The sequence below is a fragment of the Gillisella terrae genome, from assembly GCF_004801395.1.
In the GTDB taxonomy this organism is placed as follows: domain Bacteria; phylum Pseudomonadota; class Alphaproteobacteria; order Rhizobiales; family Rhizobiaceae; genus Allorhizobium; species Allorhizobium terrae.
In genome coordinates, this window is sequence record NZ_SSOA01000003.1 from 174,564 (window position 1) to 198,074 (window position 23,511).

The following is a 23,511-nucleotide window of genomic DNA, read 5'->3' on the forward strand; positions in this document are numbered from 1 at the left end:
TAAATTTGATGTTGTCAGGTTAACTTCGCCAGTCCGAGAAAGGCTAGCGGTTACAGAATTTTCAGGCGATGGAGGCCGCAATTTTCCATGCATTGAATGCTTCGAGGCGATGGTAGCGAATTGTTTGTGCGACTCGGCGGCGGGATGGAACTGAAAAGAAATTGCGGGTAGCGGAGTGCATGGAGACGAACCGTTGTAATGCTCCCGGTGATCGTTAGCCCTGCATTGTTCGTTCCCTTTTTTCGAAACGGCAGGTGGCTGTTTTCGGCCCGATTGTTGAGGCCCTTGTGCGACCAATGGTCGAGGCCGGGTGCCACGTCCGCCTTTGCCGCAGTGTATCAGTGATGATACGTTTGGGAACAAAGCAATAGCGTTTCATCAACGCCACTAGTAGCCGCTTGGCCGCCTTTTTGTTGCGTCGCTTCTGCAAGATTTCTTCAAGAACAGTGCCATGCTGATCGACTGCACGCCAAAGCCAGAATTTCTCTCCAGCGCATTTCACAACGACTTCATCCAGATGCCAAACATCGCCTGGGCGGGCCTGCCGTCTCCGCAAGTTGCGAGCGATCTGAGGTCCGAACTTGGCGATCCAGCGGCGGACGATCTCATAAGAAACATCGACACCACGCTCGAGCAGCATTTTCTCAACTTCACGCAGGCTCAGATTGAACAGCAGGTAAAGCCAAACTGCGTGAGCAATGATTTGCGCAGGAAAACGGTGATGCTTGAAACTGATTTCGGATGTTTGCATCGTTGAAATCTACGACCAACCCTAAACGTAGGTAACTTTGAGCCGATTAACGTGACAACACCCCAGCAGGGCATTGAGAGTGAGGTCTTGACACTTGACAGATCAAGGATGTTGAAAATATAAGAATTAATATTCTGATTTTATTTTAAAGTTCAGAGATGTTCGGCTCGCGCAGAGGCGTGCAGTCCTACTAGAGGGGTGTCGCCGGTGGCTGCAGCCACGGGTGGCGCTTTATCCGTCATTATGCCCATCGCATCTGTTGGGCGTCCTTTTGGAGGAGGAATGGAATGACCTATGATATTAAACGGGGCGTGAGCCTTTACAGTTTTCAGAACGATACGTTTCTGGGGCGAATGACCCTTGAGGATTGTATTCGCACCTGCGCCGAAATGGGCGCTTATGGTATTGAGATTGTCGGGGAGCAAACCTTCCATGGATGGCCGGAAGCGAGCGTAGCGGATGCGGACATTGCCGCCTGGCACGACCACATGAAACACTATGGCACGACGCCGGTTTGCCATGATTTCATGCTGGATTACAAGCGTTACAAGGGCCGCGAGATGCCTTTTGACGAGCAGGTGGCCAGTGTTCGCAAGGACATTGATTTCGGTGCGCGTCTCGGTGTGAAGTTCATTCGCTCCCTCGTCTCCGTCGATCCCTCGGTTCTGGTGGCGGCAGCACCCTATGCGGAGGAAAAGGGCATCACGATCCTCGTGGAAGTGCATGCGCCGCTGCACTTCGATCATCCGTGGATCATGCGTCATGCGGAAGCTTACGAAAAATCCGGCAGCAAGGCACTCGGTTTTCTGCCAGATATGGGCGTGTTTCTGGATCGCTATCCTCGCGTCTGGAAGGAGCGTTTCATTCGCAATGGCTGCCCGCAGGATGCGGCGGATTTCATTGAGCGCTGCTACGAAGACCGTCGCCTGAGCGAATACGTCATCAACGATGTGATGTTGAAATGGGGCCCAGGCCCGCAGGTGGCCATGGCTGAAACGCTGCGGCATAACTCTGCCTTCAGCCCCAAGCGCATGCTGGATTACATGCCACGCATTCACAACATCCATGCCAAGTTCTATGAGATGACCGAAGAGTTGACCGAATGGTCCATTCGCTACGATGAGGTCTTCGAGGTGCTGAAAAAGGGCGGGTACAAGGGCTATATCTGCTCTGAATACGAGGGCAATCGATGGGTTGAAGATGTTCAGGAGGTTGAAAGCGTCGAACAGGTGCGTCGTCAGCAACTGATGTTCTGCAAACTGCTCGGCGAAAAGGCTCCCCAGACATTGACTGCGCGTGCGGCTTGAAAGGAATTAGACCATGTTTGACCATCATATCATCTGCAAGGACGGCTTCCGCAACACGGTTGAGAACGACAGGGTCGTCGGCTTTGAGTTCCAGGCACGTTTGCCCTATTATCGGGGTCTTGGACTTTCCATGGTTGAGGACCTCATTATCACCATCGATGGCGAAGCTGTCGCACGTGAGAACATTCGCTTCTCGGTTCGCGGCCGTACATGGTCGCTGGATGAAATGGAAACCTGCTATGATGATCGCTGGAATTTTGGCGAAAAAGCCACGATCATCGTTCTGCGTGAGGGAGGCCTGAGCGCTGGCCCGCACAGGCTGAAGCTGGGCGAGCGTCTACGCATTTCCTATCTGCCCTTCGTACCAACCACCAGCTTTGAGACCCAGATCGAACTGGCTGCGTAATGAGCAGGAATGATGTATTGATTTAATCAATGCATCATTCCTCAATGATCAATTTCAAATGTGATCCATGTTTGTATGCCGTCCGGCTTCGTGTCTGCGGGCGCACGGCATTGTAACACTTTTAATATGCTGCATAATTCCTTAAATCGATTTCGATTTAAGGAATTATGCAGTGGCTGATTTTCAGAAAGATGCTGAGCGGTTTTTCGTCTGGAAATTTTGAAAAACAAAGAGTCAGAGCGGTTCACTGTTTCGTTGAAACAGTGAACCGCTCTTGATTATCTCATTCCTGTTTTCTTTTTGGGAAAAGCGGCTTCCACTTTTCCCTGAAAACTTTAGAATCTGTGCTGTAGGCGTACCCTGAACTGCACCTGATCAAGGTCATTTTTCCAGGATTTCCGATCATTCCAGCTTGTATAGCTCACTTCCGGCATCACAATCAGCTGGGGGGCCAGCGTGTAGACAATATTGGCCGTGGCCGCAAAGGTCCGGGTTCCATCGTAGCCAAGCTGCACATTCATCTTGGTCTTGTTGGTCAGCTTATACGCTAAGCCTGTCCAGCCTGCGGTACTGCCGCCCCAGGTGCCATAAAAGCTATCGACCAAACGAGTGCTTCTTCCGGAAGAATCCAGCGCATAATGATCTTCGTTGGTCTTGTAGCCAACCATGGCCCAGAGATTGAAACGATCATTCACATCATAGCTGAAGCGCGTTTTTCCGGCAAAGGCTTGATTGAGACTGTCATAGGCAGCTCGCAAAGATGTTGAAAAGCCCCCTTGCTCATAACGCACGCCACCGACGATATAGGGCATGTCACGCGCTTTGACATTGACATTTGCATCATCGTTGCCCCCTTCCTCGACCGATACGGTAAAGGCCAGGCGCGGATCGAGCTTTGCCGTGTAGCTGATCAGGAATGTGCGGTAACCGCCTGCGGGTATCACGCCATCATTGATAAATTCTCCATAGTCATCATCAATGGTTTTAAAAGCGGTTTCATCAAGACCGGCTTTGAAACCATCCACCTGAATGTAATTTCGATAGAGGCGATACCCCTGAAAATTACCATTAGAATAGCTGAAGCGATGCTCTGTCAGTGTCCTGAGCGTGCCCAATTCGCTATCGGAAGCCGTGCTGAAACGCAGCGTTGGCCGCAACACGGTAAAATAACCATTGGGATCAGCGCCTGACCCCACATCGCCACCAGCTCCAATTTCTGCACGGATCTGGCCCTGAATGGAAAGACACGTCTCTGTGCCAGGAATATAAAAATAGCCCCGACCGAACAGACTGCAGGCCCTGACATACTCCAGCGGCTCCTCCAAAAGTTGCTGCGCATAGCCTTTTGAACACGGCAGCACCGCCGCACAGGCCAAAAGACCTGCGCCGATCACTCTTCTCCCAAGCATTACATCCTCCCAAAGAGGCAACAAAAATTTGACGTGGCGGTGGGTCACCACGCACAAACGCCTCTGATCTATGTCTTAAAAAACGTCACGCACCGCGATAAGGTGACAGGCCATCGTTACCTGGCGAACTTACCTTTCATGGACGAAACAAAGGATCGTCCCGGTATTGTTATTCTGTTTGAGGTGCATAACTCACTCCCATTCATTATGCAGGCACGACATTAAGTTGCGGATCGTCAAATCAGAAATTTTAACTCTGCATAGCTGTATTTATCAGCTGAATAGGACAGGCCTATGCACCCGGCACCAAGACCTGGGTTGAGCTGCCATCCCGTTATGCCGCTTTCTCTCCGAGGATAGCACCTTGACGCCTCTATGGAGGGTTGCGGAACGGCCGCTTGACAATTGACTTCAGCTCATTATAAGAATTAATATTCTAATTCATATTTCGCATTTTTGGGAGGATTGTATGCGTTTTTCCTTGTTTCTAAATGCCCGTGCCACGGCACCTGAGCAGGACCGTTTTGTCATGATGGCTATGCGCGACCATGCCTTGCATGCTGAAGCGCAGGGTTTTGAGGCAATTTTCACGCCGGATCATCATTTTACTGGCTATGCACCCTGGGCCTCGGATCCCATGATGTTTGCGGCCTGGCTGCAACCGCAATTGAAGCGCAAGACCACGTTGGGCTTTTCTGTCACCTCGGTTCCACTGCACAGCCCGGTGCGGTTCACCGAGCGGGTCAATCTGCTGGATCAGTTGAATGACGGGCGCGTCCTGATTGGTGTTGGCTCAGGCACGACACCAGAGGAAATGATCGGCTTTGGCGTGAATTATAAGGATGCCTCTGGGATTTCAGACCGTAATCTGGACATTGCTGAAGCTCTTTGGGCCAAACAACCGGAAGACGCCCCTATCGAGTTCGACAACGGCCCTTATCAGGGTAAGGTGATCCAGCGTATTTCCCCGGTTGCCTACAGCAAGGGGCATGCGCCTTTGATGCCGGTTGCCTTTAAGGAAGCGTCCGTGCGGCGTGCAGCAGAAATGGGTTGGCCAGCTTTTATTCCGGCCTTCAGCCCACCGATCATCAACAATCTCGAACCGATGACGCATGTCACCAGGCATTTCACCAAATATCGTGATCTGTTGATGGCATCGGGTCATGATCAGGCGCGGCTTGATCACGCGTTGGCCTGGACAACTCATACCTATCAGTGTGTGCATGTGGCAGCGTCTGCCGATCAGGCACGGGCAGAGCTAGAAGAGATTTTGCGCGCCTATCAGGACGCTGTGAACCGGGAAAACGCCTTTGCGCGCAAGGCCGAGGCCGATGACGCCAACAAGAAGACGGATGTTAATCTGGATGCCTTGACTGAGGAGTGGATTGCCACCTGGTGCCTGTACGGAACGCCGGAGCAGGTGATTGAGCATCTTGAACCGTATGCTGCTCTCGGCATTGGCAATGTTCTGTGCGGCACCACCACTGGTCCTTTGACCGAGCGCCGTCTGGCGCTGGCAGAGCAGACCATTTCGCTGATGGGCCAGCGTGTGATTCCACATTTTGCCGCAAGCCGGAGGGCCGCCGCATGAGCCAGCCTTTTATTGTCGGCTTCGGTGGTACAACGCGGCCAGGTTCTTCCAGCGAAAAGCTGGTTCGGGCCGGTCTTGCTGCCTGCGAGGCGCACGGGGCGAAAGTGCGCTTGTTTGATGGTGCCTACCTTTCCACCTTGCCGCATTACGCGCCCGAAGACCCGCAGCGTACGGCGGCCCAAACCGAATTTGTCGAAGCGATCCGCCAATGCGATGGCCTGATCATTGGAACGCCCGCTTATCATGGCGGGATTTCCGGGCTGGTGAAAAACGCGCTGGATCTGTTAGAGGATCTGCGTGCAGATGCCCGCGTCTATTTTGACGCGCGTCCGGTGGGACTGATGGTGTCTGCCGCGGGATGGCAGGGAACGGGCATCACACTTTCGGCCCTGCGAGATATGGTTCATGCCATGCGCGGTTGGCCTACACCGATAGGTGTGACCGTCAACTCACTGGCAGGCCCGATTTTCAATGATCAAGGCAAAATTGCCGATCCGCAGGTGGCCGCAACAGTAACGGCACAAGCAGAGCAGGTCATCCGCTTTAGTCACGCATTCAGGGCAAGTCCTGCGCTTTCCGGCCAGGACTTGCAAAGGGCAAGCTGATGGACAACACCGTGTTGGAGAAAACCCAAAAGCCACTTGCGCAGGAAGACAAGGCACTTCTCACCGCCGGTGCCACCATGTGGGGCACGGCTGCTGTGGGCGGTCTGCCTGTTCTCAATATGGCGGATGGTCCCATGGGCGTTGCCAGCGGCCGCGTTGATGAACGTGATGTCGCCGTACTGACCCCTGCCCCCGTTGCGCTTGGGGCAAGCTGGGATGCAGATCTCGTGTACCGCATGGGACAAGTGATTGCCGCTGATGCAGCGCGTACTGGCGTCGATGCGCTGCTGGCTCCCAATCTGAACCTGCCACGCTCGCCCCTGGCAGGGCGTGCCTTTGAATATTTTTCGGAAGATCCCTTTCTGACCGGCAGCCTCGGCTTTGCCTGGACACAAGGCTTGCAGGCGGAAGGCGTGGGGGCCATTCCCAAACATATGGCCTGTAACGATAGCGAAACAGACCGCAACACGGTGGACATTCAGGTGGATGAAGCCACATTGCGCGAAGTTTACATGCTGCCATTTGAAATGCAGCTTACGGCCAGACCCGCGGGCTTTCTCATGGCCTATAATCGGGTCAACGGCTCCTATTGCGCCGAACATGCCTTGATGATGCAGCGGATTGTCAAAGGTGAGTGGCGCTATGACGGCATGCTGATTTCCGACTGGTTTGGGGTGCAGAATGGTTTGGCATCGGCGCAAAACGGGCTGGATCTGGAAATGCCGGGACCGGGCCGGCATATGGGGCAGCACGTTCTCTCCATGCTGGAAGACGGTACTCTCACACAAGAGCGACTGAATGATGCGGCGGAGCGTGTTGCATCCGCGGCCCGCCGCTTTGCGGGCAAGGGCAGACAGGCCCCACTGGATCGGGAGGCACTTGCGGAGGCTGCCGCAGCAGGCATGGTGCTGCTGAAAAATGAAGGCGATGTTTTGCCACTTGATCCTGAGCGGCATCGACGTATTGCCCTGATTGGTCCAAACTGGACTGCTCCCTGTTATCAGGGCGGCACTTTTGCCAAGATCGCGGTGGACCCGGCTTTGCCAACGCCTTATCAGGCTGTCACCTCAGCGCTCAAGGGGCGGTTTGATCTTGTCTTTGCGCAAGGATGTCTGTCAGAACCTATCCTGCCACCGATGCCAGTCAGGCCCATTCAGGACCTCGGCGATGGCCGCAGCGAGGGCATGACAGTATGCTATTTCGATAGCCATGATTTCACCCGGCAACCCGTGGCACAAGAGACCCGCGCAACCAATTCGCTGACATGGTTTGCCCGCACCGCCGTTGCCGCCATCATTGATCGTGCCGCAGGCGTGCGGGCCAGCGGCCTGTTTATACCGAAGCATACGGGCCGCCATCTGTTGTATGTAGGCGGTACAGGGTCTATCCGGGTGCTGGTCAACGGCGTTTTGTTGCATGAGGATCATGCCGTCTATGCGCCAGCGGATATTATGGGTCGGCTCAAATCCGGCGAGGCTGATTGCATTGAGGTGATGGTTGATAACCTCAAACCCATCAAAATAGAAATCGAGCTGCGCTATCCGCCAGCCCATGTGCAGGGCCTGTGGTATGGACTGGCAGAGCCGGACCGCAGCGAGGACATGTTGCGGGAGGCCGAAAAGGTAGCCGCCAGCGCCGATCTGGTGCTGTTGATGGTGGGGGAAACCTCGGATGCCAGCGTGGAATCCAAGGATCGGCAGGGGCTTGATCTGTCAACGCGCCAGCTTGAGTTGATCCGGCGGGTTTCGGCAGCCAATCCCGCCACTGTCGCCATCGTCAATGTTGGCCATGCCTTGTCGCTCGGCTTTGATGATCAGGTCAGGGCGCTGATGCTTGCCCTGTATCCGGGCCAGGAATTTGGCACGGCTTTGGCGCACGTGCTGACGGGCACGCGCGAACCGGGCGGGCGTCTGGCCTTCAGCATCGCACGCAGCGCAGACGATTACCCGGCTTTTGGCTTGCAGCCCGATGCCCAAGGCAGGCTCTCCTATGATGAGGGGCGGCTCATCGGCTATCGTGGTTTGCAGGTCCGCCAGCGAAAACCGCATTTTGGCTTGGGCCATGGGATGGGCTATGCCCGGATTGCGCTCACTGCAACGAAGTTTGCAGAAGGGCGGCTCTCCGCCACTATGACCAATTCGGCCGATCGGCCCGGAAAAGCTGTGGTACAGCTCTACGCTCAACTTTCGGGCGAGGATTTTCTTAGCCTGGTCGGCTATGCCTGCGGCATGGTGCCCGCAAAAGGTCAGAGCCAGATGACTGTTGTGCCGGATATGCGCCCGTTGCGTCGCTGGCAGAACGATCAATGGATAACACCATCCAACGTTACGTTCTACGCTGGAGAAACCCTGGAATCGGCCTTGCAGCGCGGTGAGATTGGCACACTGCCGTAAGGATCGTGCCGTAAGTAAACGGTATACTCACAAGAAAAGCCACCGCCGAGATCAAAGGCGGTGGCTTTTTCGACGTCGCATTTCTTGCTGACAGATGCTCTTATTGTTGTTTTCGCATCATAGCCACGGCATGATCTGCGGCCATAACCGCAAGGGCCACGGCCGTGAGCGTCGGGTTGCAGGCTGTAGGGGTTGGAATAATACCGTTGCCGCCCAGATAGAGATTGTCAAAACCCCAAACACGGCTGTTGGGATCACAGGTGCTGGTGCCATCATCCACACTGCCCATTCGGTATGAACCTTGATAATGGAGCGATGTGCCAGCGGGAAGAATAATGGGTTTGCCAACAACCCGGCCCAACGATGCACCAACCCGCTCAACAACATCATGCGCTTTGGCCTGAAGAGAGCGATCAGCCTCACTCAGACAATAATCCAGCCTGAACCGCGGCATTCCCAGCGCGTCTTCACCGCCATCAAAGATGATGCGATCTTCGGCTCTTGGCTGTTTGGCAGCAAACAGCCCAAGCCCGACGACAGGCCGTCCAGATCCATCAGATTTTGGCTCCAGTGGAATGGGTGACGTATCCATCTGCATCAATTGTGCATGAAAAGGAAAGTCATCATCCGCATAAGGAATCCAGCTCACACCGGTTACGCTATCGCGCTGGTCGTTTGTCTCCGCATCCTGCTGGGTCTGCCACTGTCGATCAGGATCGAGTTCAATCAGCGAGATAACCTGCGGCTGATCATTCAGATAACGCCCCAAAGCGTCAGGCCTTATGTTGGAGGCATAAAGAAGTTGTGGCGTGCGAAAAGCATCGGCGGCAATCATCACAATTCCCGAAGAAACATTATACTCCCTGCCGCTGGCCAGATCACGCAGGCTCACCCCTGTCACACGACCATTGGAATGCAGCACACTGCGGCAGAGAGTCCCGGTGCGCAACTCCACGCCCTTTTCTGCACGGGTCGCAGGATCGGCCAGAGGCCCCAAGACCACATCCACACCCGCCCAGATCGGACCATCGACCCCGGGCCGGCAGGCAAGCGGCATGGGCTGCGGCAAACGATTTGGGGTGCGGCCTGCCCCAAAATCACGGCGCAATCGCTCAACGATGAAATCGGCTTGCGGGCTGGGCGGAAATCCGTCCTGACGAACCGATAGATACTGTTCCGCCACCGTAAATGCTGCGTCCTGCTGCTGCGCGGGCAGAAAATCGATTCGCTCCGCGCCGCCGGGACGAGGGCAAGCACAGGTCCAGTGGGCAGCCATGCCGCCGACGTTGCTTGACATTGCCGCTGCAGGCATAGCCACGTCATCAGGTTCCGGCAGCGCATCGTGCCGCGCCAGAAACGTGCCGGGCCGCGCCTTCAACCTGTTGTCTGGTAAGCCATCGGGCAGGCGGGCAAGGGGAAAACTTTCCGCCTGGGCATAGGCTGCCACGCGATCCTGCGGCTGAAGATTGCGAATATTGGTACCACCGCTGCCTTTCAAATCTTCTCCGGCCTCCACCAGAAGCAACTTGCATGGCCCATTTTGTTCGATAATCCGCCGTGCAAACCCCGATCCGACCGGTCCGCTGCCAATCACGATAACATCAAAGACTTCCGGCATTTTTCCTCTCCTCCATGCGTCGTCCCATCATCTCGGCTTATCGCGGTCTTTCCTGAATCAGTAATGAAAAGCGCAGATGCATGGATCATTCCCATGAATGCATCCAGAGGATAGCCCGCAAATTTTCGAGGCGGGGGTATCAATTTCATGAATAGCCGAATCTGTAATTCTCATTTTCAAAGAAGCACCAAACGCGCGTATCCTGCGACAGATTTACACAGCAAGTTGCCACAATGTCCGTTTTCAAACAGGCCGGAAAGGACCGGTCCCTGATCGAAACCGGGTCATTTCAAGACTAAGGAGGAGAATGTCTTGAGCACTGCCCCACTTCCCCGCCAAGCCGGCGTAGCGCAAGGTCTGGTTATGGCCGTTACGTCATTTCTGCCAATCATGGCCATTATATCGCTGGTGCCTGCGGTGCCCAGTCTGATTCAGCATTTTTCAGCCACACCCAACGCGCAAACGCTGATTCCGCTGATGCTCACCGCGCCGGGCTTGATGATCGCAATCCTTTCACCCTTTGTGGGCTGGGTTGTAGATCGCATTGGCCGCCGCACTCTGCTGCTCTGGGCCACGCTTTTATATGGTATTTGTGGCACTATGCCGCTTTACATCCATGAGCTCAGTTCGATCTTCATAACACGGCTTGGCGTGGGCGTATCCGAAGCGGTGGTGCTGACCGTCGCCAACACAATGATGATGGACTATTTCGGCGTCAATCGCCGTCGTTTCTGGCTGATGATTCAGGGCCTCGTCGGCCCCCTGTTTGCTTCCGGCATCATCGCCATTTCTGGCTTTCTCACGGCTGTGCAGTGGAATGGAGCCTTCTGGATCTATGCCGTGTCCTTCCCGCTTTTCATTGCCATGTACATATGGATGTATGAGCCTGAGGTGATCGGTCGTCATGCCGACGAACCGGACATTGATGACCGCAACTTCCCCTGGAAGCGAATTCTGACCGTTGTGTCTGTCACATTTTGCGTGGCGATTCTGTATTACATCTACACCATAAACGGTGCTTCGGCATTCCATTCGCTGCAGGGTGCCCCGGTTGAACGTGTTGGTCTGATCTTGTCGATTGTCTCTCTGGTCGTGCCGATCGGTTCCCTTTTGTTCGGCTATCTTTCCAAACGCATTTCTCCCGAACACGTTCTGGGCGTCATGATGATTTTAATCGGTGTCGGCATGGGTGGTGTCGGTATCGCTACCAATGAAGTCAGGATGGGCATTGCCGGAGCTGTTCAGCAGCTCGGCTCTGGTATGGCCGTCAGCGCGATGATCTTCTGGGTCTCGTCTTTGTTTGGTCCTGCCCATCGCGGGCGCGCCATGGGGGCCTGGTGCAGTGCCTTTTTCGCGGGTATGTTCGTCAGTCCACTTTTCTTCAGTGCCCTGCGCAACATGGCCGGTAACGATGTTCTCTACCCTTTCCGGATCGCAGGACCGCTGGCGATTTTTGTCGGCGTTCTGTTTCTTGGTTTCGCTGTTTCGTCCTTCGCGCGCGCTCTTCGTTTCGCCAAAGCACAGTAACACAGCAAAGAGCACATGAAGACAAACGAGCGCGATGCATGATCATGAAGATCAGCATCGCGCTTTTTTAGCATTGCGAGTGGGAGCAAATCATTTTACCAGATCAAACGATGTGCGCCTGGTGAATACAGGGTCGCACTCGAAACAGATCGCCAGATCTGTACAGGGGCTTCACTGTCGCGGCTCCGTTTGAGCAATCTGATTGTGGCTGCACGTGCCCGCAGTCCAGCAAAATCAGCTTCGAGGAGGTAAAATGCGCAGCGCCGAGACCCGGAATAACGAACCTAAACAGGAGCGAAGTCGGATAAGCCAGGCCAAGGTTGTCAATGCAGCAAGCCATCTGCTGGCACGCCATGGCTATGACGGCTTTACCCTGCAACAGGTCTCAGCGGAGTCGGGGGTGTCGATTGGCTCTATTTATGGCCGCTTCGCCAGCAAAGACGAGCTGGTGCATTTCATCCACCGCAACCTTCTGGACCATATGGATGCAGTTCACAACAACCTTTTGGATGCGCCCGAATGGCAGGACATGCCGCTTTTTGATCTTGTGCCACCGCTTTTTGATCGGATTGCCGAAACGCTGCGGGAAAATGCACCACTCTTGCGCGCCTTCATGCTGCGTGCGGTTTATGATGATGTGATTTCCACGGTGGGCAGCCAGTCATTCAAGGGTTTCGTCAGCCAGATCACCGCTCTGCTCATGCGCCACGCCCATGAACTGCAGACAGATCAACCTGAGGCCATTTTCCGCCATTGTATCACTTCAGCCTATTCGACCTATGGCAATTTCCTCGGCCTCGGTTCCAATCGCGGCGAGCGACGGGAAGTGGATTGGGATTGGTACAAGGCTGAAACAGGGCGGATGCTGGTGTCCTATCTCGTCTCCTATGGTATGCGCGGAGCGCAAGGCTAATATTTAGAATTAGTATTTTAATTTTTATTCTTCTGTTGCTATGAGATCTCAGGGAGGTGGCGACTGCAACAAGGTGTGACTATGACAATGATTGATAAGACAATGCTGAAAACAGGCAACGCCCGCGGATTTGATGGCCAGGGCCTTGTGCGTCTCCTCATGGGCGGCCTCAATCGCAGCGGTCATCCTCTGGCAGAACTGGCCAGTGGCGAAAGGGGCAAAACCAGAACACCGAGCGCTGTGGGCTTTGGTCTGATCCTCTGAGCTGACAAACATTCCGCTTGGCTATTATCGCACGATGCCCCAGGCAGTCAAAGCGTGTATCAAGGTAAGGTCAGCTTTACCTCTCGATAGAGCGTCATGAATGAAGCCGCTCAACGGCGGCACATTCCTTCACAAGTTTTCGCAACCAGATCAGCCCCGGATCGCGAGACCTGTGCCTATGCCAACGCAACGTCTGCTCAAGAGGTGGCACCGCAATTGGCGGGGCCATGATCCGAAAACCACCCTCCGCCATGGCAAGACGTGCAAGCCGTTCCTGAATAAGGGCGATACGGTTGGTTCCCTTCAACAGATTGGCCATCGAGCTGAAAGCATAGGTGGAAATGGCCTTGCGCGGCTCGATGCCTGCGGCCCGCATCGCCAGAACAGCAAAGCTGTCCTGCCCAAAGAACGGTTCCATCACAACCATCGGCGCATCAATAAAACTTTGGCGGTCCATGATGTCTGGCCCCGGATAATCCGCACTGGCCAGCACCACAAGCTTATCTTCAAACAAATGCTCGCGTGTGTGATTATCAACGGCAATTGATGCTGGCACAACGAGCAGATCAATATCACCACGCTCCAGTAGTTTTTCTGGAGATGCCATTTGAGGCCGCAGGTTTAGGCGGACGCCGGGGGCATCCTCCATGATCCGCCGCGACAGTTCGCCGCCAAGAACCGTCAGTGAGTAATCCGAAAGCACAATGGTGAATTCCCGGTCGCTCTCGATTGGGGCAAAAGACGGACTGACAATGATGGAGCCATCGATACGCATGATAATGTCGCGCAAAGGATCTGACAGAGATTGCGCCAGCGGCGACAACTCCATCTGCCGCCCCACCTGAACCAGCAGCGGATCAGAAAAAAAAGAACGCAGACGGCCCAGGGCATTGCTCATGGCTGATTGGGTAATAAACAACTCATCAGCAGCTTGTGACACGCTTTTCGTGCGCAAAAGCACATCCAGAGCGGCAAGCAGGTTCATATCGAGTTTTTTATATCTCATGGACCTCCCACCCATAAAATAGAATATGGATTCTATTAAATGCTGGAGCGATTACGGTCAAGGGTTACTTACCTATCGATTCCGTAAATTCTCAGATTTACGGAATATGATTTATAAATGGATTGTTCCTCCCTAGACTTCTCTCCTGAGGAGACTTTGCACGCGGGTAAAAACAGAGGGTTAGCGCTTGGCGACGTTCCGGTGAAAAGCGGAACCGCTGTTACGCACGATCATGCGAAGCAAGAACGAGGAGAATGAGATGCGGATTATTGGGCCTGATTATCTGGTATTTGGTGCGGAAGATCTGAAGGGTTGCCGTCAGTTTCTGGAGGATTTCGGCCTTCATCCTGTTGATGTCGATGACACCGGCGGGCTGTTTGAGGCATTGGACGGGACCGGTGTGATCATTCGTCACCGTGATGACCCACGGCTGCCACCACCGCTGCCCACCCGCAACATGTTGCGCCAACAGATTTTTGGTGTGGAGGATGTTGCAAGCCTTGATGAGATCGAGGCGGAAATATCCAAAGATCGTCGTGTGAACCGTTTGCTGGATGGCGGCCTTGAATTTCAAGATGATATGGGGTTTGAGCTGCGTTTTCAGCTCACCAAACGCCGCAAGCTTGATATGCCCGCAGAAAAAATCAATGCACCGGGTGCACCAGCACAGCGCGGACCGAACGAACTGGGCGTCTGGGATGAAATGCCGGCAAAACCCAGAAGCCTCAGCCATATTGTGCTTTTCGTGCCGGACATTCCGAAAGTCGTTGACTTCTACACCAAGCGTCTGGGCTTTGTGATCACAGATGTCTTGCAAAATGCTGGACCGTTCCTGCGTCCACGCGCCAATGATGATCATCATACGCATTTCTTCATCCGTACCCCCGATTATATGAAGGGGTGCGAGCATCTTGCTTTCCACATGGGCGGCCCGACAGAATTGATGGTGGCTGGAGATCGATTTACCCGCAAGGGCTATCAGAGTTTCTGGGGACCCGGACGTCATAAATTCGGTTCAAACTGGTTCTGGTATTTCAACAGCCCCCTTGGTTGCCATTTTGAATATGACGCCGATATGGACAAGCATGATGATAGCTGGGTGGCGCGGGAAGCGCCCAATGGCCCTGAAGCATCACAGATGTTTCTGCTGCAATGGCGGGAAAAATGGGCTCCCGGCGGCGGACCAGAAGGCAAGCCTTAATACCGGTGCGCTGGCATCCCCTGTGTCATCGTCGCTGCGCGGTTTTCGAAGATACGGCATAGGGTTTTTCCGGTTCCGGATGCACGTTGCAAGATTATCGTGCTTCGGCGCACAGGGCAGCTTTTGCCTAACTGGACAGTCGCCCTCATGACGCAAGTGGTTCCCATGGCCTGGCGCAAAGATGCTTCTCTCAGTGGCAATGAGCAACATCTGTCCTGTCGTTCTTGCCCTGCTGAATGCCATCTGAGCCGCAGTACAATAGCCATTTCCCGCAGTGCCGTGCGTGTTGCCAAATGCACAGAAGGTTCCGTAACATTTTCAATTTTCTAGATAATCTCGAAGGAGGAAAAGATGAAACTATCGCCATGTATTGAATGGCTGTTTGCCGATCAGCATCCGAACATGTCTGATCGCATTCGTGCCGCTGCGGCGGCGGGCTATGAGAAGGCCGAATTTCATCTCTGGCGCGATAAGGATGTGGATGCTTGCGCAAGCGCCTTGCAGGAGACCGGGTTAGCCCTCACCAGCATCTGCGTTGATCCGCGCCGCTCCATGGTGGACCCGGCTCAACACGATGAACTCCTGGCTGCCCTTACGGATTCGATCGAAACTTCAAAAAAGCTTGGCCATGTGCCGCTCATTCTGGCCTCCGGCTTTACGCGGGATGGTGTTTCTCAACAAGAGCATATCGCCGCTGCCATCGATGTGTTGAAACGCGCCGCGACTATAGCCGAAAAGGCTGGCGTTCTGCTGGTTGTCGAACCGCTGAATGACCGGATTGATCATCCGAGCATGTTTTTGGTGAATACTACCCTCGCACTGGATATTCTGGAGGCGGTTGGCAGCCCACATGTTCGGCTGTTGTTCGATCTGTATCATTCACAGGTCATGGGTGAGGATCTGGCGCAAGTGCTATCGGGTCGTATGCATCTGATCCACCACATTCAGGTGGCCGATCTGCCTGGACGCAACGAGCCGGGAACCGGCCAGCACGATTGGCCTTTTCTGCTCAAAACCCTGACCGAACTTGGTTACGACGGTGCACTTGGCCTTGAATATCGCCCGACCTTGCCAACGGATGCGTCATTGGCAAAAGCTCGAGCAACACTTGGGTTATAAAATGAGAGTCTGTCAGGTTTCGATCGAACCTGCCAGACTCTAGAACAGACTCGAGAGGGGTGGGTCGCAAAGCTGGTGATAGGAGGATTTTAAGCGAAGTATACCCGCATCTTCGCTCTATTAACTGTTCAGTGCCCGGCTATTTTTAATGCTGCATAAGTGCAATGGGCGTTGTCACGTTGTTTCACTGAGGCCGACGAAGCGCTTTCATTTGAATCAGGGCGCTGCGCCGGTCACGGCCTTCCACTGCGCCATAGCGCGGATCCGATGAATGTGGGTGGCAAGGGCTGAGTGCTTCTGGTGCGAGAGGACGAAATGATTTCGGACTGCTGAAAACACCGAGATAAACCGTTGCAAGCCGCCCACGGATTGGAAGCCCTGCATCAGGCGTTCTCGTTTTCTCAGCGGCAGATGGAAATTCTCCGCACGGTTGTTGAGACCCTTGTGTGATCTATGTTCTACGGCCGGCATTACATCTCGCTTTGCCGCCGCGTATGAACGCAGTTTATCGGTGACAATCCGCTTTGGCGCGAGGCCTTGCTTCTTCAGCAGTCTGATCAGCAATCGCTTGGCGGCCTTGGTGTCGCGACGGGCCTGCACAATCTCGTCGAGAACATATCCGTCCTGATCGACGGCTCGCCAAAGCCAATGCTTTCGACCGTCGATCGTCACGACCATCTCGTCCAGATGCCAGATATCCTTTCTCGACGGCGTCTTTCTGCGCAGTCGCTTTACGTAGGCCGCGCCGAATTTGCGGCCCCAGCGCAGGATCGTTTCGTAGGACACGACAATGCCGCGTTCCAGCAGCATTTCTTCCACCAAGCGCAGGCTTAACGGAAACCGGAAATACAGCCAGACCGCATGGGCGATGATCTGCGGTGGGAAACGGTGGTTCTTGTAGCTTATGGACGGCGCGCTCATCACGTCCAATTATCCGGCAACCGTTAAGCCCTGGATAGCGTGACAGCTCCGAAACATCGCCTGGGCGGGCCTGCCGTCTCCGCAAGTTGCGAGCGATCTGAGGTCCGAACTTGGCGATCCAGCGGCGGACGGTCTCATAAGAAACATCGACACCACGCTCGAGCAGCATTTTCTCAACTTCACGCAGACTCAGATTGAACCGCAGGTAAAGCCAAACTGCGTGGGCAATGATTTGCGCAGGAAAACGGTGACGCTTGAAACTGATATCGGATGTTTGCATCGTTGAAATCTACGACTAACCCTAAACGTAGGCAACGTTGAGCCGATTAACGTGACAACACCCTAAATGTGCATCAAAGCTTCCAACCCGACGGGATCATCGGTGGTGATCTGGTCGCAGCGCAAAGCCAGCAAGCGGTTGACCACGGGCAGAGCCGCCTGATCGGCGGTTTTGATGGTGTAAGCATCGACCCGCTTGCCTTTCGCATGGAAAGCGCCAACCAGATCAAAGCCCAAATCATCTGCGGCCAGAATCAGCCGATGCTCCAGATAGATCATCTGCGTGTTGGCAATGGCGTTGACGGCATCGCTCACAAAGCCTTCGAAATCGCGCGAGGCCATAAGCCGCTCAATCGTCCCATCATGGCAGGGATCATAGCCAACGGGCAGATTTTCTACCGCATCGGCCAAAAGCGTTACCGCTTTGGCATCGCCGCAGGAGAGAATTAGGTGCTGCGCAATCGGCTGAACGGCCTGTTTGAAGGCTTCAATCTCGCGCTTACCAATCCGAGGCGCTGTTTCCTTCAAATCCAGTTGCAATACGGCACCCGCACCAACGGCTTTTTTGGCCAGAAGGGCTGCCAGATCTTCGAGCAGCATGATGTGGTGATCGGTGGGGATGCCAGCCTGATCGCGCAAGCGCAAGCCGCGTAAGTGATCAGAAGAGGCGTTTGCCACCGGCCCAAAACCAGTGGTGGCCTTTTCCAAATCCTCATCATGCAGCACGGCAAAGCCGCCGTCAGAATGGCAGAGCAGGTCCACTTCAACACTGGCACCCAGCATCATGCCTTCGATGATTCGCTCTGGCGTAAAAGAAATATCACCTGCCTGTTTATGGCCTCTGTGCCATTTGAGCATGGTGCGAAAGCCATCACGCTCAATATACAATCCCTCAGGCATGTTCCGTTTCTCTCGATACGTCATGGGTGTCTGTAGATGTATAGGCATGCTGCTGATCGCGAAAGATGGTATAGCTGTTGACCAGAACGGCAACCCGATCTCCCTTGCGCCAGCGGCTGGCGGGAGGCGTCATCGCCTTGATGCGGTGGCCATCGGCCAATTGCACATCAACCAGATGATAGCTGCCAAAATCGGTAAAGCGGGTGACAACGGCACTGGCCTCATCGCGGGTCGCCGTCAGCACCACGTCTTCCGGGCGGATGGCAAGGGTTGCCGCACCATCATTCAGCGGCACGGGCAGGCCGAGATCAGCGTGGTGGAAGCGACCTTGGCGCACCTCGGATGTGATCAGGTTCATGGTGCCAATAAAGCCCGCGACAAATTCGGTCTGGGGCTGGCGGTAAATCACATCCGCCGGGGCAATTTGCTCGATGCGACCGTCACGCAAAACGGCAATGCGGTCGGCCATGGCCAGTGCTTCGTCCTGTCCGTGGGTGACAAACAGGGTGGTAATGCCAAGGCGCTGTTGAATATCGCGGACCTCTTCACGCAAACGCTCGCGCAAATGCTGGTCAAGGCTGGCAAAAGGCTCGTCCAACAGCAGAATTTTCGGCTCCAGCACCAGTGAACGGGCCAGTGCCACCCGCTGCTGTTGCCCGCCGGAAAGCTGCGATGTCATGCGTGTGCCATAGCCACCGAGGCCCACCAGTTCCAGCGCGCTCTCGACCTTTTCACGGATCTCTGCTTTGGGCAGACGGCGCAGCTTGAGGCCAAAGGCAATATTGCCAAACACCGTCATATGCGACCAAAGGGCGTGGCTTTGGAACATCATTCCCGTGGGGCGGCGCTCGGGCGGCAGGCGGGTAACATCCTGACCGTCAATCAGAATAGCACCCGATGTTGGGTGCTCAAACCCACCAATCATGCGCAAAATGGTGGATTTGCCAGAACCGGACGGACCAAGCAGGCAAATCAATTCGCCATCTTCCACATGCAGGTTGACGCTATCGACCGCTGTGGTGCTGGCAAAGCATTTGCGAAGATTTTGAATGGTTAGCTGTGCCATATGGTCACCTGTGCGTTGAATATGAAAAATGTCATGCGCCAAACCCCTTGGCAAAGGCATCGCCGCTCATCACCCGGCGCGCAAACATCAGCGCGATAAAGGATGGCACCCACAGCATGACAGACAAGACGGCACCATATTGCACTACCAGCTGATTGTTGATGAAGCTGATCATCAGCACCGGCATGGTGCTGATTTGCGGCGCACCAATCAGCCAGGCACCTTCGGTTTCATAAAAGGTCGAAACAAAGGTCAGCAGAACGGCGGCAAAAATCGTCGGTGCCGCCTGTGGCAGCGTGATCGACCAAAACACTCGAAGCGGCCCGGCTCCAACATCGCGGGCGGCTTCTTCCATGCGCCGATCCACATTTTGAAAGGCAGCCACCGGAATCCAGATCATCAGCATCAAGGTGCCAACCAGCTGAATCAAAGCCACGCCCCAAAAGGTGGAGATCAGATGCAGTTGCAGGAAAATACCGGCAATGGTGACCAGCAGGCCAAATTTGGGAAAAGCGTGGGAGGCCAGAAACGACAGAAAGAAGATGTTGCGGCCCGGAAAATCCATGCGGGCAAAGGCATAAGCTGCCGGCAGGCAAATCAGGGCCGAGAGCAGGGTCACGGTGGTTGCCAGCCGAAGACTGAGCATCAGCGCGCTCCACACATCGGCGCGTGCCAGCGTCTGGTGCCAAAACCGCAGGCCAAACTGTTGCGGCAGCACCGATGGATAGCGCCAGACCTCGGTAAAGGCCCATGTGGCCACCACCAAAAGCGGCAGGATGATCACGATGGTCAGGGTCAATGCCAGAACAAGCCCGATCCAGTCGAGCTGTCTTGCGTGAGAGCGAAGGAGGGAGAGCGTGTTCATCGGCTCGTTTTCCCCTGATTGCGCGCGATCGAATAGACATAGAACAGGCCAAATACCAGGCAGAAGGCAAAGCAAATCACCGCTTGGGTCTTGGCGTTCAGCGGATCATAAAGATCATTAAACGTGCGCGACATGAACGGCCCCATCATCTCCGGCGAGGCGGGGCCAAGCACGTAAGGAAGGGTAAAGGACGAGAAAATACCAAGCACGGCAAAGGACGATGCTACCAGAATGGAATTGCCCATGCGCGGCAAAATAATATGGACAAACACCCGAAGCGGTCCGGCCCCGACATCGCGGGCGGCTTCCACCGAGCTGTTGGAAATGCTGCCCAATCCCGCAGTCAGCATCAAAACCGTCAAGGGCAGATTATCCCACACCAGGCCAATCACTGGCCCCCAAGGGGTGAGATAAGGTGTTGGCAATTTTGGCAGGCCAACAGAGTGGAGCAGAATATCAACCGCTCCATTGGGGCCTATGGTGCGAATCAGCGCGTAGGACAAAATCACCGACGGCACGAACATCGGAAAAATTGCCAGCCCTTGAATATAGCCCGCCAGTGGACTGCGCGAAAAGCGCAAGTAAAGCGCAATCGGCAGGCCGCAGACAATCAGCAGCACCGCGCAAACAGCGGTGGTCCAGAGCGTCAGCTTGAGATTGCCAAGGCTATAGGCATCGGAGAAGAGAAACCGATAGGAGGCGATGGTGAATTTTGCGCTTTCGCCATCGCCGACCCAGATGGTCGAGATGATGGCGGCAAAAATGGGATAGATAATCAACCAGCCGACCAGCAAAACAGGAATGGCAACAAGCAGGAGACCATTGAGCCTCCTGCTTGTTGGCATTGTGATGCTGTCCGCCGTGGAGAGAGAGGCGGTGGTGGTCATGATCAGCCGCGTGTCAGGTTTGGAGCTACGTTGCGATACCAGCCATCGTTAACCGCCGGGCTCCAATCGCCCTGCGGGAAGGTGGGGATGCTCTTTGGCACGACATCGGCGTATTTGTCGCGCAGATCCTTGGGCAGATAATCCCAGGATACCGCCGGGAAACCGCCAATTTCGGTGATAACGGCTTTTTGCATCTCGTCGGTCAGCAAAAAGGCCGCAAGCTTCATGGCTGCATCCTTGTTGGTGGCATTGGTCGGGACCACCATGCGATTGAAATCGCCGCACAGTGCCAGATCGGTCAATTGCACAAGGCCCGTGGTGTCGGGCAACACGCCTTCCTTGATGGCTTTCAGGATCTGGTCGGACCACACCGGCACCATGGTGACCACGCCTTGCGCCAGAAGCTGGATCGACTGGGTGTTGCCGGAGGTGTAGGCACCCTTGTCATAAAGATAGGGTGCGAGGTCCTGAAGCAGTTTCCAGGCCGGTGTCAGGGTCTTTTCGGCATAGGCGGGGGTGAAATTCTCAACCGTGAACTTCGACGGATCGCGACCATTGACCTCATGAATGGCGCGGCGCACGAAATTGCCACCAGAACCGCCCTTGTCGGGGCGATTGTAGATGAACTGGCCGGGATTGGCCTTGATCCATGCGGTCAGATCAGCCCAGGTCTTTGGAGCCTTCTTTGGGTCCAGTTTGGTGGCGTCATAGGCCAAAAGAACCTGAGAGCCACGATAGGGCAGGGAGTAATCACCCTGAAAGGCCATGGGGTTAATATGATCATAGAGCGGGATTTTCGACTGTTTGAAATCCACCCAAAGACCAGCCTTGATTCCGCCTGCTGGCAGCTTGGGGTCAAAAGCCTCAAACAGATCGGCGTGAGGATCAGACTTGCTGGCAAGAGCGGCCATGGCACGCTCGGCAATGGCACGCAGACCCGAATCATCACCCGCATCAATCACCTTGATGCTTTCTCCCGGATAGGCCTTGGCAAAGGCAGGACCAACGACATTGTTCCAGAAATCAACAATGTTGGCATCTGCGCCAGTGAACACATTGACCGGGCTGCCAGCAGCATAGCTTAATTTGGTCAGGGCTGGCATGATTGTCAGGGCCGAAGCGGCGGCCAAAAATCCACGTCTTTTCATCACAGTCTCCGAAGGAAAACAATTCCGCTTTCGAGAGCGGAAATAATCCCGCGGATATTTAGGGGTATTTCATGACGGCTGGATGATCAGTTGATGACAGTTTTGCGTCACCTGCGGTTTCCCAGATGAGGGAATGGTGTTTTAACCAGTGATCAAAATTCTGAAGCGAGATGCTGACAGGTGCCAATTCCAGTGTTTGAATAGATCTGATCAGAATAACCACGTTCCAATTTTCTCTGACAAATGCTGAAATTTTCATGCAATACTATGCTTATTACCAGATCTGGAAAGAATGATGACGCAGACGGCGGCCCCTGACGCCACAAACGCAAGCAACACGCATTTGCGCACGCCACAGAAGAGGCGACGTGGTCTGTGGCTGTTCGTCTGCATTTTGGCGCTGCTGGTGACGGCGCTGGGCGCAACGGTGCTTTTGGCCAATGGCGAGCGCAATCTTCGCCTATTAACGGAGCATCTCGGCATCCGCTGGCCGGTTTCTGCACCTGAGCAGGCTCAAACTGCGCCGCCGCAGCCTGTGCGCAGCCATCGGCTGGAGTCGAAAACGGTGCTTGTGCCGTCGCGGGCGTTTTTGGTGCCGCCGCTTCGTGACATGGCGGTATTTGTGCGCGACATTCCTTTTTCAGGCGAGACTTTGTGCCAAAAACTGAATGCAGATGGTCTGGCCAATAAGGGCTGGGCACAAAATGCCTATAATTCCAAAGTGTTTGATTGCTCTATTGAGATGTCTATCACGCCCGCCGAGGAAAATGCTGATGCCCCCTCTTTCTTCATGGTAGTCAATGGCGACAAGAGCGGGCAGATCAATCAAATTCGCTGGAAAATCATTGATGTGAAAGACAATCCGAAGGTCTGGGCGCTGTATCTCTCTTCCATCAACAGCATCGCCGCAATAAGCCGGTGGAGCGATTTTGCCGCCGAATTTGACCGTATGCGCGCCGTTGAGCCTTTTAACGTCAATCACTTTGGCATTGATTTCAAATTGTCGAAGGAAATGGAGGGAAAGGCGCGATACAATATTATGCTGATGCCGGAAAATGATGGCGAATTGCAACAAAATACCCGCGCTATTTTGGAGATGCAGCCCACTTTCCCATCGCCGCCTCTGCTGAAAACATTCTGGCCAAGGCAGCGGCTTGGATAAGCCCGCGCACCTCTACTGCATAATTCCTTAAATCGGAGTGGATTTAAGGAATTATGCAGCAGATTAAAAGTGTTACAGCGTCCTTTGTGCGCCATATATGGTGAGAGGCGCTGTAATAAAAAACCGCAGGCTCGGCGGAACCTGCGGCTGTCGAAGATTATAAGATCATATTC

19 protein-coding genes and 2 pseudogenes are annotated in these 23,511 nt (G+C 54.5%); 11 read left to right on the forward strand and 10 right to left on the reverse strand.

The features are described 5' to 3' along the window. Positions 1 to 61 precede the first annotated feature (61 nt). Positions 62 to 751 (reverse strand): annotated as a pseudogene (locus tag E6C51_RS08050) (IS6 family transposase). 287 nt (positions 752 to 1,038) lie between these two features. Between E6C51_RS08050 and E6C51_RS08055 the strand changes: the two are divergent. Together E6C51_RS08055 and E6C51_RS08060 are read left to right on the forward strand one after the other, a co-directional pair. Continuing rightward, a complete protein-coding gene (locus tag E6C51_RS08055) occupies positions 1,039 to 2,058 on the forward strand; it encodes a sugar phosphate isomerase/epimerase family protein (RefSeq protein WP_190235606.1) in 1,020 nt (339 codons plus the stop codon). Positions 2,059 to 2,071: 13 nt separating this feature from the next. Beyond that, positions 2,072 to 2,464 carry a C-glycoside deglycosidase beta subunit domain-containing protein gene (locus E6C51_RS08060; protein WP_190235607.1) on the forward strand — a complete coding sequence of 131 codons (393 nt, stop codon included), beginning with the start codon at positions 2,072 to 2,074 and terminating at the stop codon, positions 2,462 to 2,464. Positions 2,465 to 2,799: 335 nt separating this feature from the next. On the opposite strand, the gene E6C51_RS08065 is transcribed toward E6C51_RS08060, so the two are convergent. Continuing rightward, positions 2,800 to 3,873, reverse strand: coding sequence for a porin (locus E6C51_RS08065; protein WP_190235608.1), 1,074 nt, complete (start codon positions 3,871 to 3,873; stop codon positions 2,800 to 2,802). Between the two features lie 469 nt (positions 3,874 to 4,342). Here E6C51_RS08065 and E6C51_RS08070 point away from each other — a divergent pair, with 469 nt between their 5' ends. From E6C51_RS08070 to E6C51_RS08080, 3 genes are read left to right on the forward strand one after another with little or no spacing between them, the layout of a single operon-like run. Continuing rightward, entirely contained in the window at positions 4,343 to 5,464 is a 1,122-nt protein-coding gene (locus E6C51_RS08070; protein WP_190235609.1) for an LLM class flavin-dependent oxidoreductase, read from the forward strand. Then, entirely contained in the window at positions 5,461 to 6,069 is a 609-nt protein-coding gene (locus tag E6C51_RS08075; protein WP_190235610.1) for an NADPH-dependent FMN reductase, read from the forward strand. Before E6C51_RS08070 ends, E6C51_RS08075 begins: the two co-directional genes overlap by 4 nt. Continuing rightward, positions 6,069 to 8,462, forward strand: a complete 2,394-nt coding sequence (locus E6C51_RS08080; protein ID WP_190235611.1) for a beta-glucosidase — start codon at positions 6,069 to 6,071, stop codon at positions 8,460 to 8,462. Before E6C51_RS08075 ends, E6C51_RS08080 begins: the two co-directional genes overlap by 1 nt. 100 nt (positions 8,463 to 8,562) lie before the next feature. Here the strand turns inward: E6C51_RS08080 and E6C51_RS08085 are convergent, their stop codons facing one another. Continuing rightward, on the reverse strand, positions 8,563 to 10,080 hold the full coding sequence (locus E6C51_RS08085; protein ID WP_190235612.1) for a GMC oxidoreductase: 1,518 nt from the start codon (positions 10,078 to 10,080) through the stop codon (positions 8,563 to 8,565). A gap of 312 nt (positions 10,081 to 10,392) precedes the next feature. Here E6C51_RS08085 and E6C51_RS08090 point away from each other — a divergent pair, with 312 nt between their 5' ends. The 3 genes from E6C51_RS08090 to E6C51_RS08100 all read left to right on the forward strand — a co-directional run bounded on the left by E6C51_RS08090 (position 10,393) and on the right by E6C51_RS08100 (position 12,784). Next, on the forward strand, positions 10,393 to 11,607 hold the full coding sequence (locus E6C51_RS08090; RefSeq protein ID WP_210234990.1) for an MFS transporter: 1,215 nt from the start codon (positions 10,393 to 10,395) through the stop codon (positions 11,605 to 11,607). A gap of 253 nt (positions 11,608 to 11,860) precedes the next feature. After that, positions 11,861 to 12,520, forward strand: a complete 660-nt coding sequence (locus E6C51_RS08095; RefSeq protein WP_190235613.1) for a TetR/AcrR family transcriptional regulator — start codon at positions 11,861 to 11,863, stop codon at positions 12,518 to 12,520. An 81-nt stretch (positions 12,521 to 12,601) separates the two neighbouring features. Then, the gene (locus E6C51_RS08100) at positions 12,602 to 12,784 is read left to right on the forward strand and encodes a hypothetical protein (RefSeq protein ID WP_190235614.1); all 183 of its coding nucleotides are present in this window, start codon (positions 12,602 to 12,604) and stop codon (positions 12,782 to 12,784) included. Positions 12,785 to 12,878: 94 nt separating this feature from the next. Here the strand turns inward: E6C51_RS08100 and E6C51_RS08105 are convergent, their stop codons facing one another. Beyond that, positions 12,879 to 13,790 (reverse strand): LysR family transcriptional regulator, encoded by a 912-nt coding sequence (locus tag E6C51_RS08105; protein WP_190235615.1) that lies wholly within the window; start codon positions 13,788 to 13,790, stop codon positions 12,879 to 12,881. A 259-nt stretch (positions 13,791 to 14,049) separates the two neighbouring features. Here E6C51_RS08105 and E6C51_RS08110 point away from each other — a divergent pair, with 259 nt between their 5' ends. Then, positions 14,050 to 14,991, forward strand: coding sequence for a VOC family protein (locus tag E6C51_RS08110; RefSeq protein ID WP_190235616.1), 942 nt, complete (start codon positions 14,050 to 14,052; stop codon positions 14,989 to 14,991). A gap of 351 nt (positions 14,992 to 15,342) precedes the next feature. Continuing rightward, the gene (locus tag E6C51_RS08115; RefSeq protein ID WP_190235617.1) at positions 15,343 to 16,110 is read left to right on the forward strand and encodes a TIM barrel protein; all 768 of its coding nucleotides are present in this window, start codon (positions 15,343 to 15,345) and stop codon (positions 16,108 to 16,110) included. A 216-nt stretch (positions 16,111 to 16,326) separates the two neighbouring features. Here the strand turns inward: E6C51_RS08115 and E6C51_RS08120 are convergent. From E6C51_RS08120 to E6C51_RS08145, 6 genes and pseudogenes are all read right to left on the reverse strand, one after another. Then, positions 16,327 to 17,077, reverse strand: a pseudogene (locus tag E6C51_RS08120) (IS6 family transposase). A 296-nt stretch (positions 17,078 to 17,373) separates the two neighbouring features. Continuing rightward, a complete protein-coding gene (locus tag E6C51_RS08125) occupies positions 17,374 to 18,210 on the reverse strand; it encodes a glycerophosphodiester phosphodiesterase (RefSeq protein WP_190235619.1) in 837 nt (278 codons plus the stop codon). Further along, the gene (locus E6C51_RS08130; protein ID WP_190235620.1) at positions 18,203 to 19,276 is read right to left on the reverse strand and encodes an ABC transporter ATP-binding protein; all 1,074 of its coding nucleotides are present in this window, start codon (positions 19,274 to 19,276) and stop codon (positions 18,203 to 18,205) included. The genes E6C51_RS08125 and E6C51_RS08130 overlap by 8 nt, the downstream gene beginning before the upstream one ends. Before the next feature lie 31 nt (positions 19,277 to 19,307). Then, positions 19,308 to 20,141, reverse strand: a complete 834-nt coding sequence (locus E6C51_RS08135) for an ABC transporter permease (protein ID WP_190235621.1) — start codon at positions 20,139 to 20,141, stop codon at positions 19,308 to 19,310. After that, positions 20,138 to 20,986 carry an ABC transporter permease gene (locus E6C51_RS08140; protein ID WP_230987170.1) on the reverse strand — a complete coding sequence of 283 codons (849 nt, stop codon included), beginning with the start codon at positions 20,984 to 20,986 and terminating at the stop codon, positions 20,138 to 20,140. The genes E6C51_RS08135 and E6C51_RS08140 overlap by 4 nt, the downstream gene beginning before the upstream one ends. 44 nt (positions 20,987 to 21,030) lie before the next feature. Then, entirely contained in the window at positions 21,031 to 22,131 is a 1,101-nt protein-coding gene (locus E6C51_RS08145) for an extracellular solute-binding protein (protein ID WP_407920787.1), read from the reverse strand. Between the two features lie 340 nt (positions 22,132 to 22,471). Here E6C51_RS08145 and E6C51_RS08150 point away from each other — a divergent pair, with 340 nt between their 5' ends. Continuing rightward, positions 22,472 to 23,338: a DUF6030 family protein gene (locus E6C51_RS08150; protein ID WP_190235623.1), complete on the forward strand. Its 867-nt coding sequence runs from the start codon at positions 22,472 to 22,474 to the stop codon at positions 23,336 to 23,338. Positions 23,339 to 23,511 lie beyond the last annotated feature (173 nt).

Excerpts from the sequence above, each read along its gene's own strand:
- E6C51_RS08055 (WP_190235606.1), top strand. The coding sequence starts at position 1,039 with ATGACCTATGATATTAAACGGGGCGTGAGCCTTTACAGTTTTCAGAAC.
- E6C51_RS08060 (WP_190235607.1), top strand. The coding sequence starts at position 2,072 with ATGTTTGACCATCATATCATCTGCAAGGACGGCTTCCGCAACACGGTT.
- E6C51_RS08065 (WP_190235608.1), bottom strand. The coding sequence starts at position 3,873 with ATGCTTGGGAGAAGAGTGATCGGCGCAGGTCTTTTGGCCTGTGCGGCG.
- E6C51_RS08070 (WP_190235609.1), top strand. The coding sequence starts at position 4,343 with ATGCGTTTTTCCTTGTTTCTAAATGCCCGTGCCACGGCACCTGAGCAG.
- E6C51_RS08075 (WP_190235610.1), top strand. The coding sequence starts at position 5,461 with ATGAGCCAGCCTTTTATTGTCGGCTTCGGTGGTACAACGCGGCCAGGT.
- E6C51_RS08080 (WP_190235611.1), top strand. The coding sequence starts at position 6,069 with ATGGACAACACCGTGTTGGAGAAAACCCAAAAGCCACTTGCGCAGGAA.
- E6C51_RS08085 (WP_190235612.1), bottom strand. The coding sequence starts at position 10,080 with ATGCCGGAAGTCTTTGATGTTATCGTGATTGGCAGCGGACCGGTCGGA.
- E6C51_RS08095 (WP_190235613.1), top strand. The coding sequence starts at position 11,861 with ATGCGCAGCGCCGAGACCCGGAATAACGAACCTAAACAGGAGCGAAGT.
- E6C51_RS08100 (WP_190235614.1), top strand. The coding sequence starts at position 12,602 with ATGACAATGATTGATAAGACAATGCTGAAAACAGGCAACGCCCGCGGA.
- E6C51_RS08105 (WP_190235615.1), bottom strand. The coding sequence starts at position 13,790 with ATGAGATATAAAAAACTCGATATGAACCTGCTTGCCGCTCTGGATGTG.
- E6C51_RS08110 (WP_190235616.1), top strand. The coding sequence starts at position 14,050 with ATGCGGATTATTGGGCCTGATTATCTGGTATTTGGTGCGGAAGATCTG.
- E6C51_RS08115 (WP_190235617.1), top strand. The coding sequence starts at position 15,343 with ATGAAACTATCGCCATGTATTGAATGGCTGTTTGCCGATCAGCATCCG.
- E6C51_RS08125 (WP_190235619.1), bottom strand. The coding sequence starts at position 18,210 with ATGCCTGAGGGATTGTATATTGAGCGTGATGGCTTTCGCACCATGCTC.
- E6C51_RS08130 (WP_190235620.1), bottom strand. The coding sequence starts at position 19,276 with ATGGCACAGCTAACCATTCAAAATCTTCGCAAATGCTTTGCCAGCACC.
- E6C51_RS08135 (WP_190235621.1), bottom strand. The coding sequence starts at position 20,141 with ATGAACACGCTCTCCCTCCTTCGCTCTCACGCAAGACAGCTCGACTGG.
- E6C51_RS08140 (WP_230987170.1), bottom strand. The coding sequence starts at position 20,986 with ATGCCAACAAGCAGGAGGCTCAATGGTCTCCTGCTTGTTGCCATTCCT.
- E6C51_RS08145 (WP_407920787.1), bottom strand. The coding sequence starts at position 22,131 with ATGCCAGCCCTGACCAAATTAAGCTATGCTGCTGGCAGCCCGGTCAAT.
- E6C51_RS08150 (WP_190235623.1), top strand. The coding sequence starts at position 22,472 with ATGACGCAGACGGCGGCCCCTGACGCCACAAACGCAAGCAACACGCAT.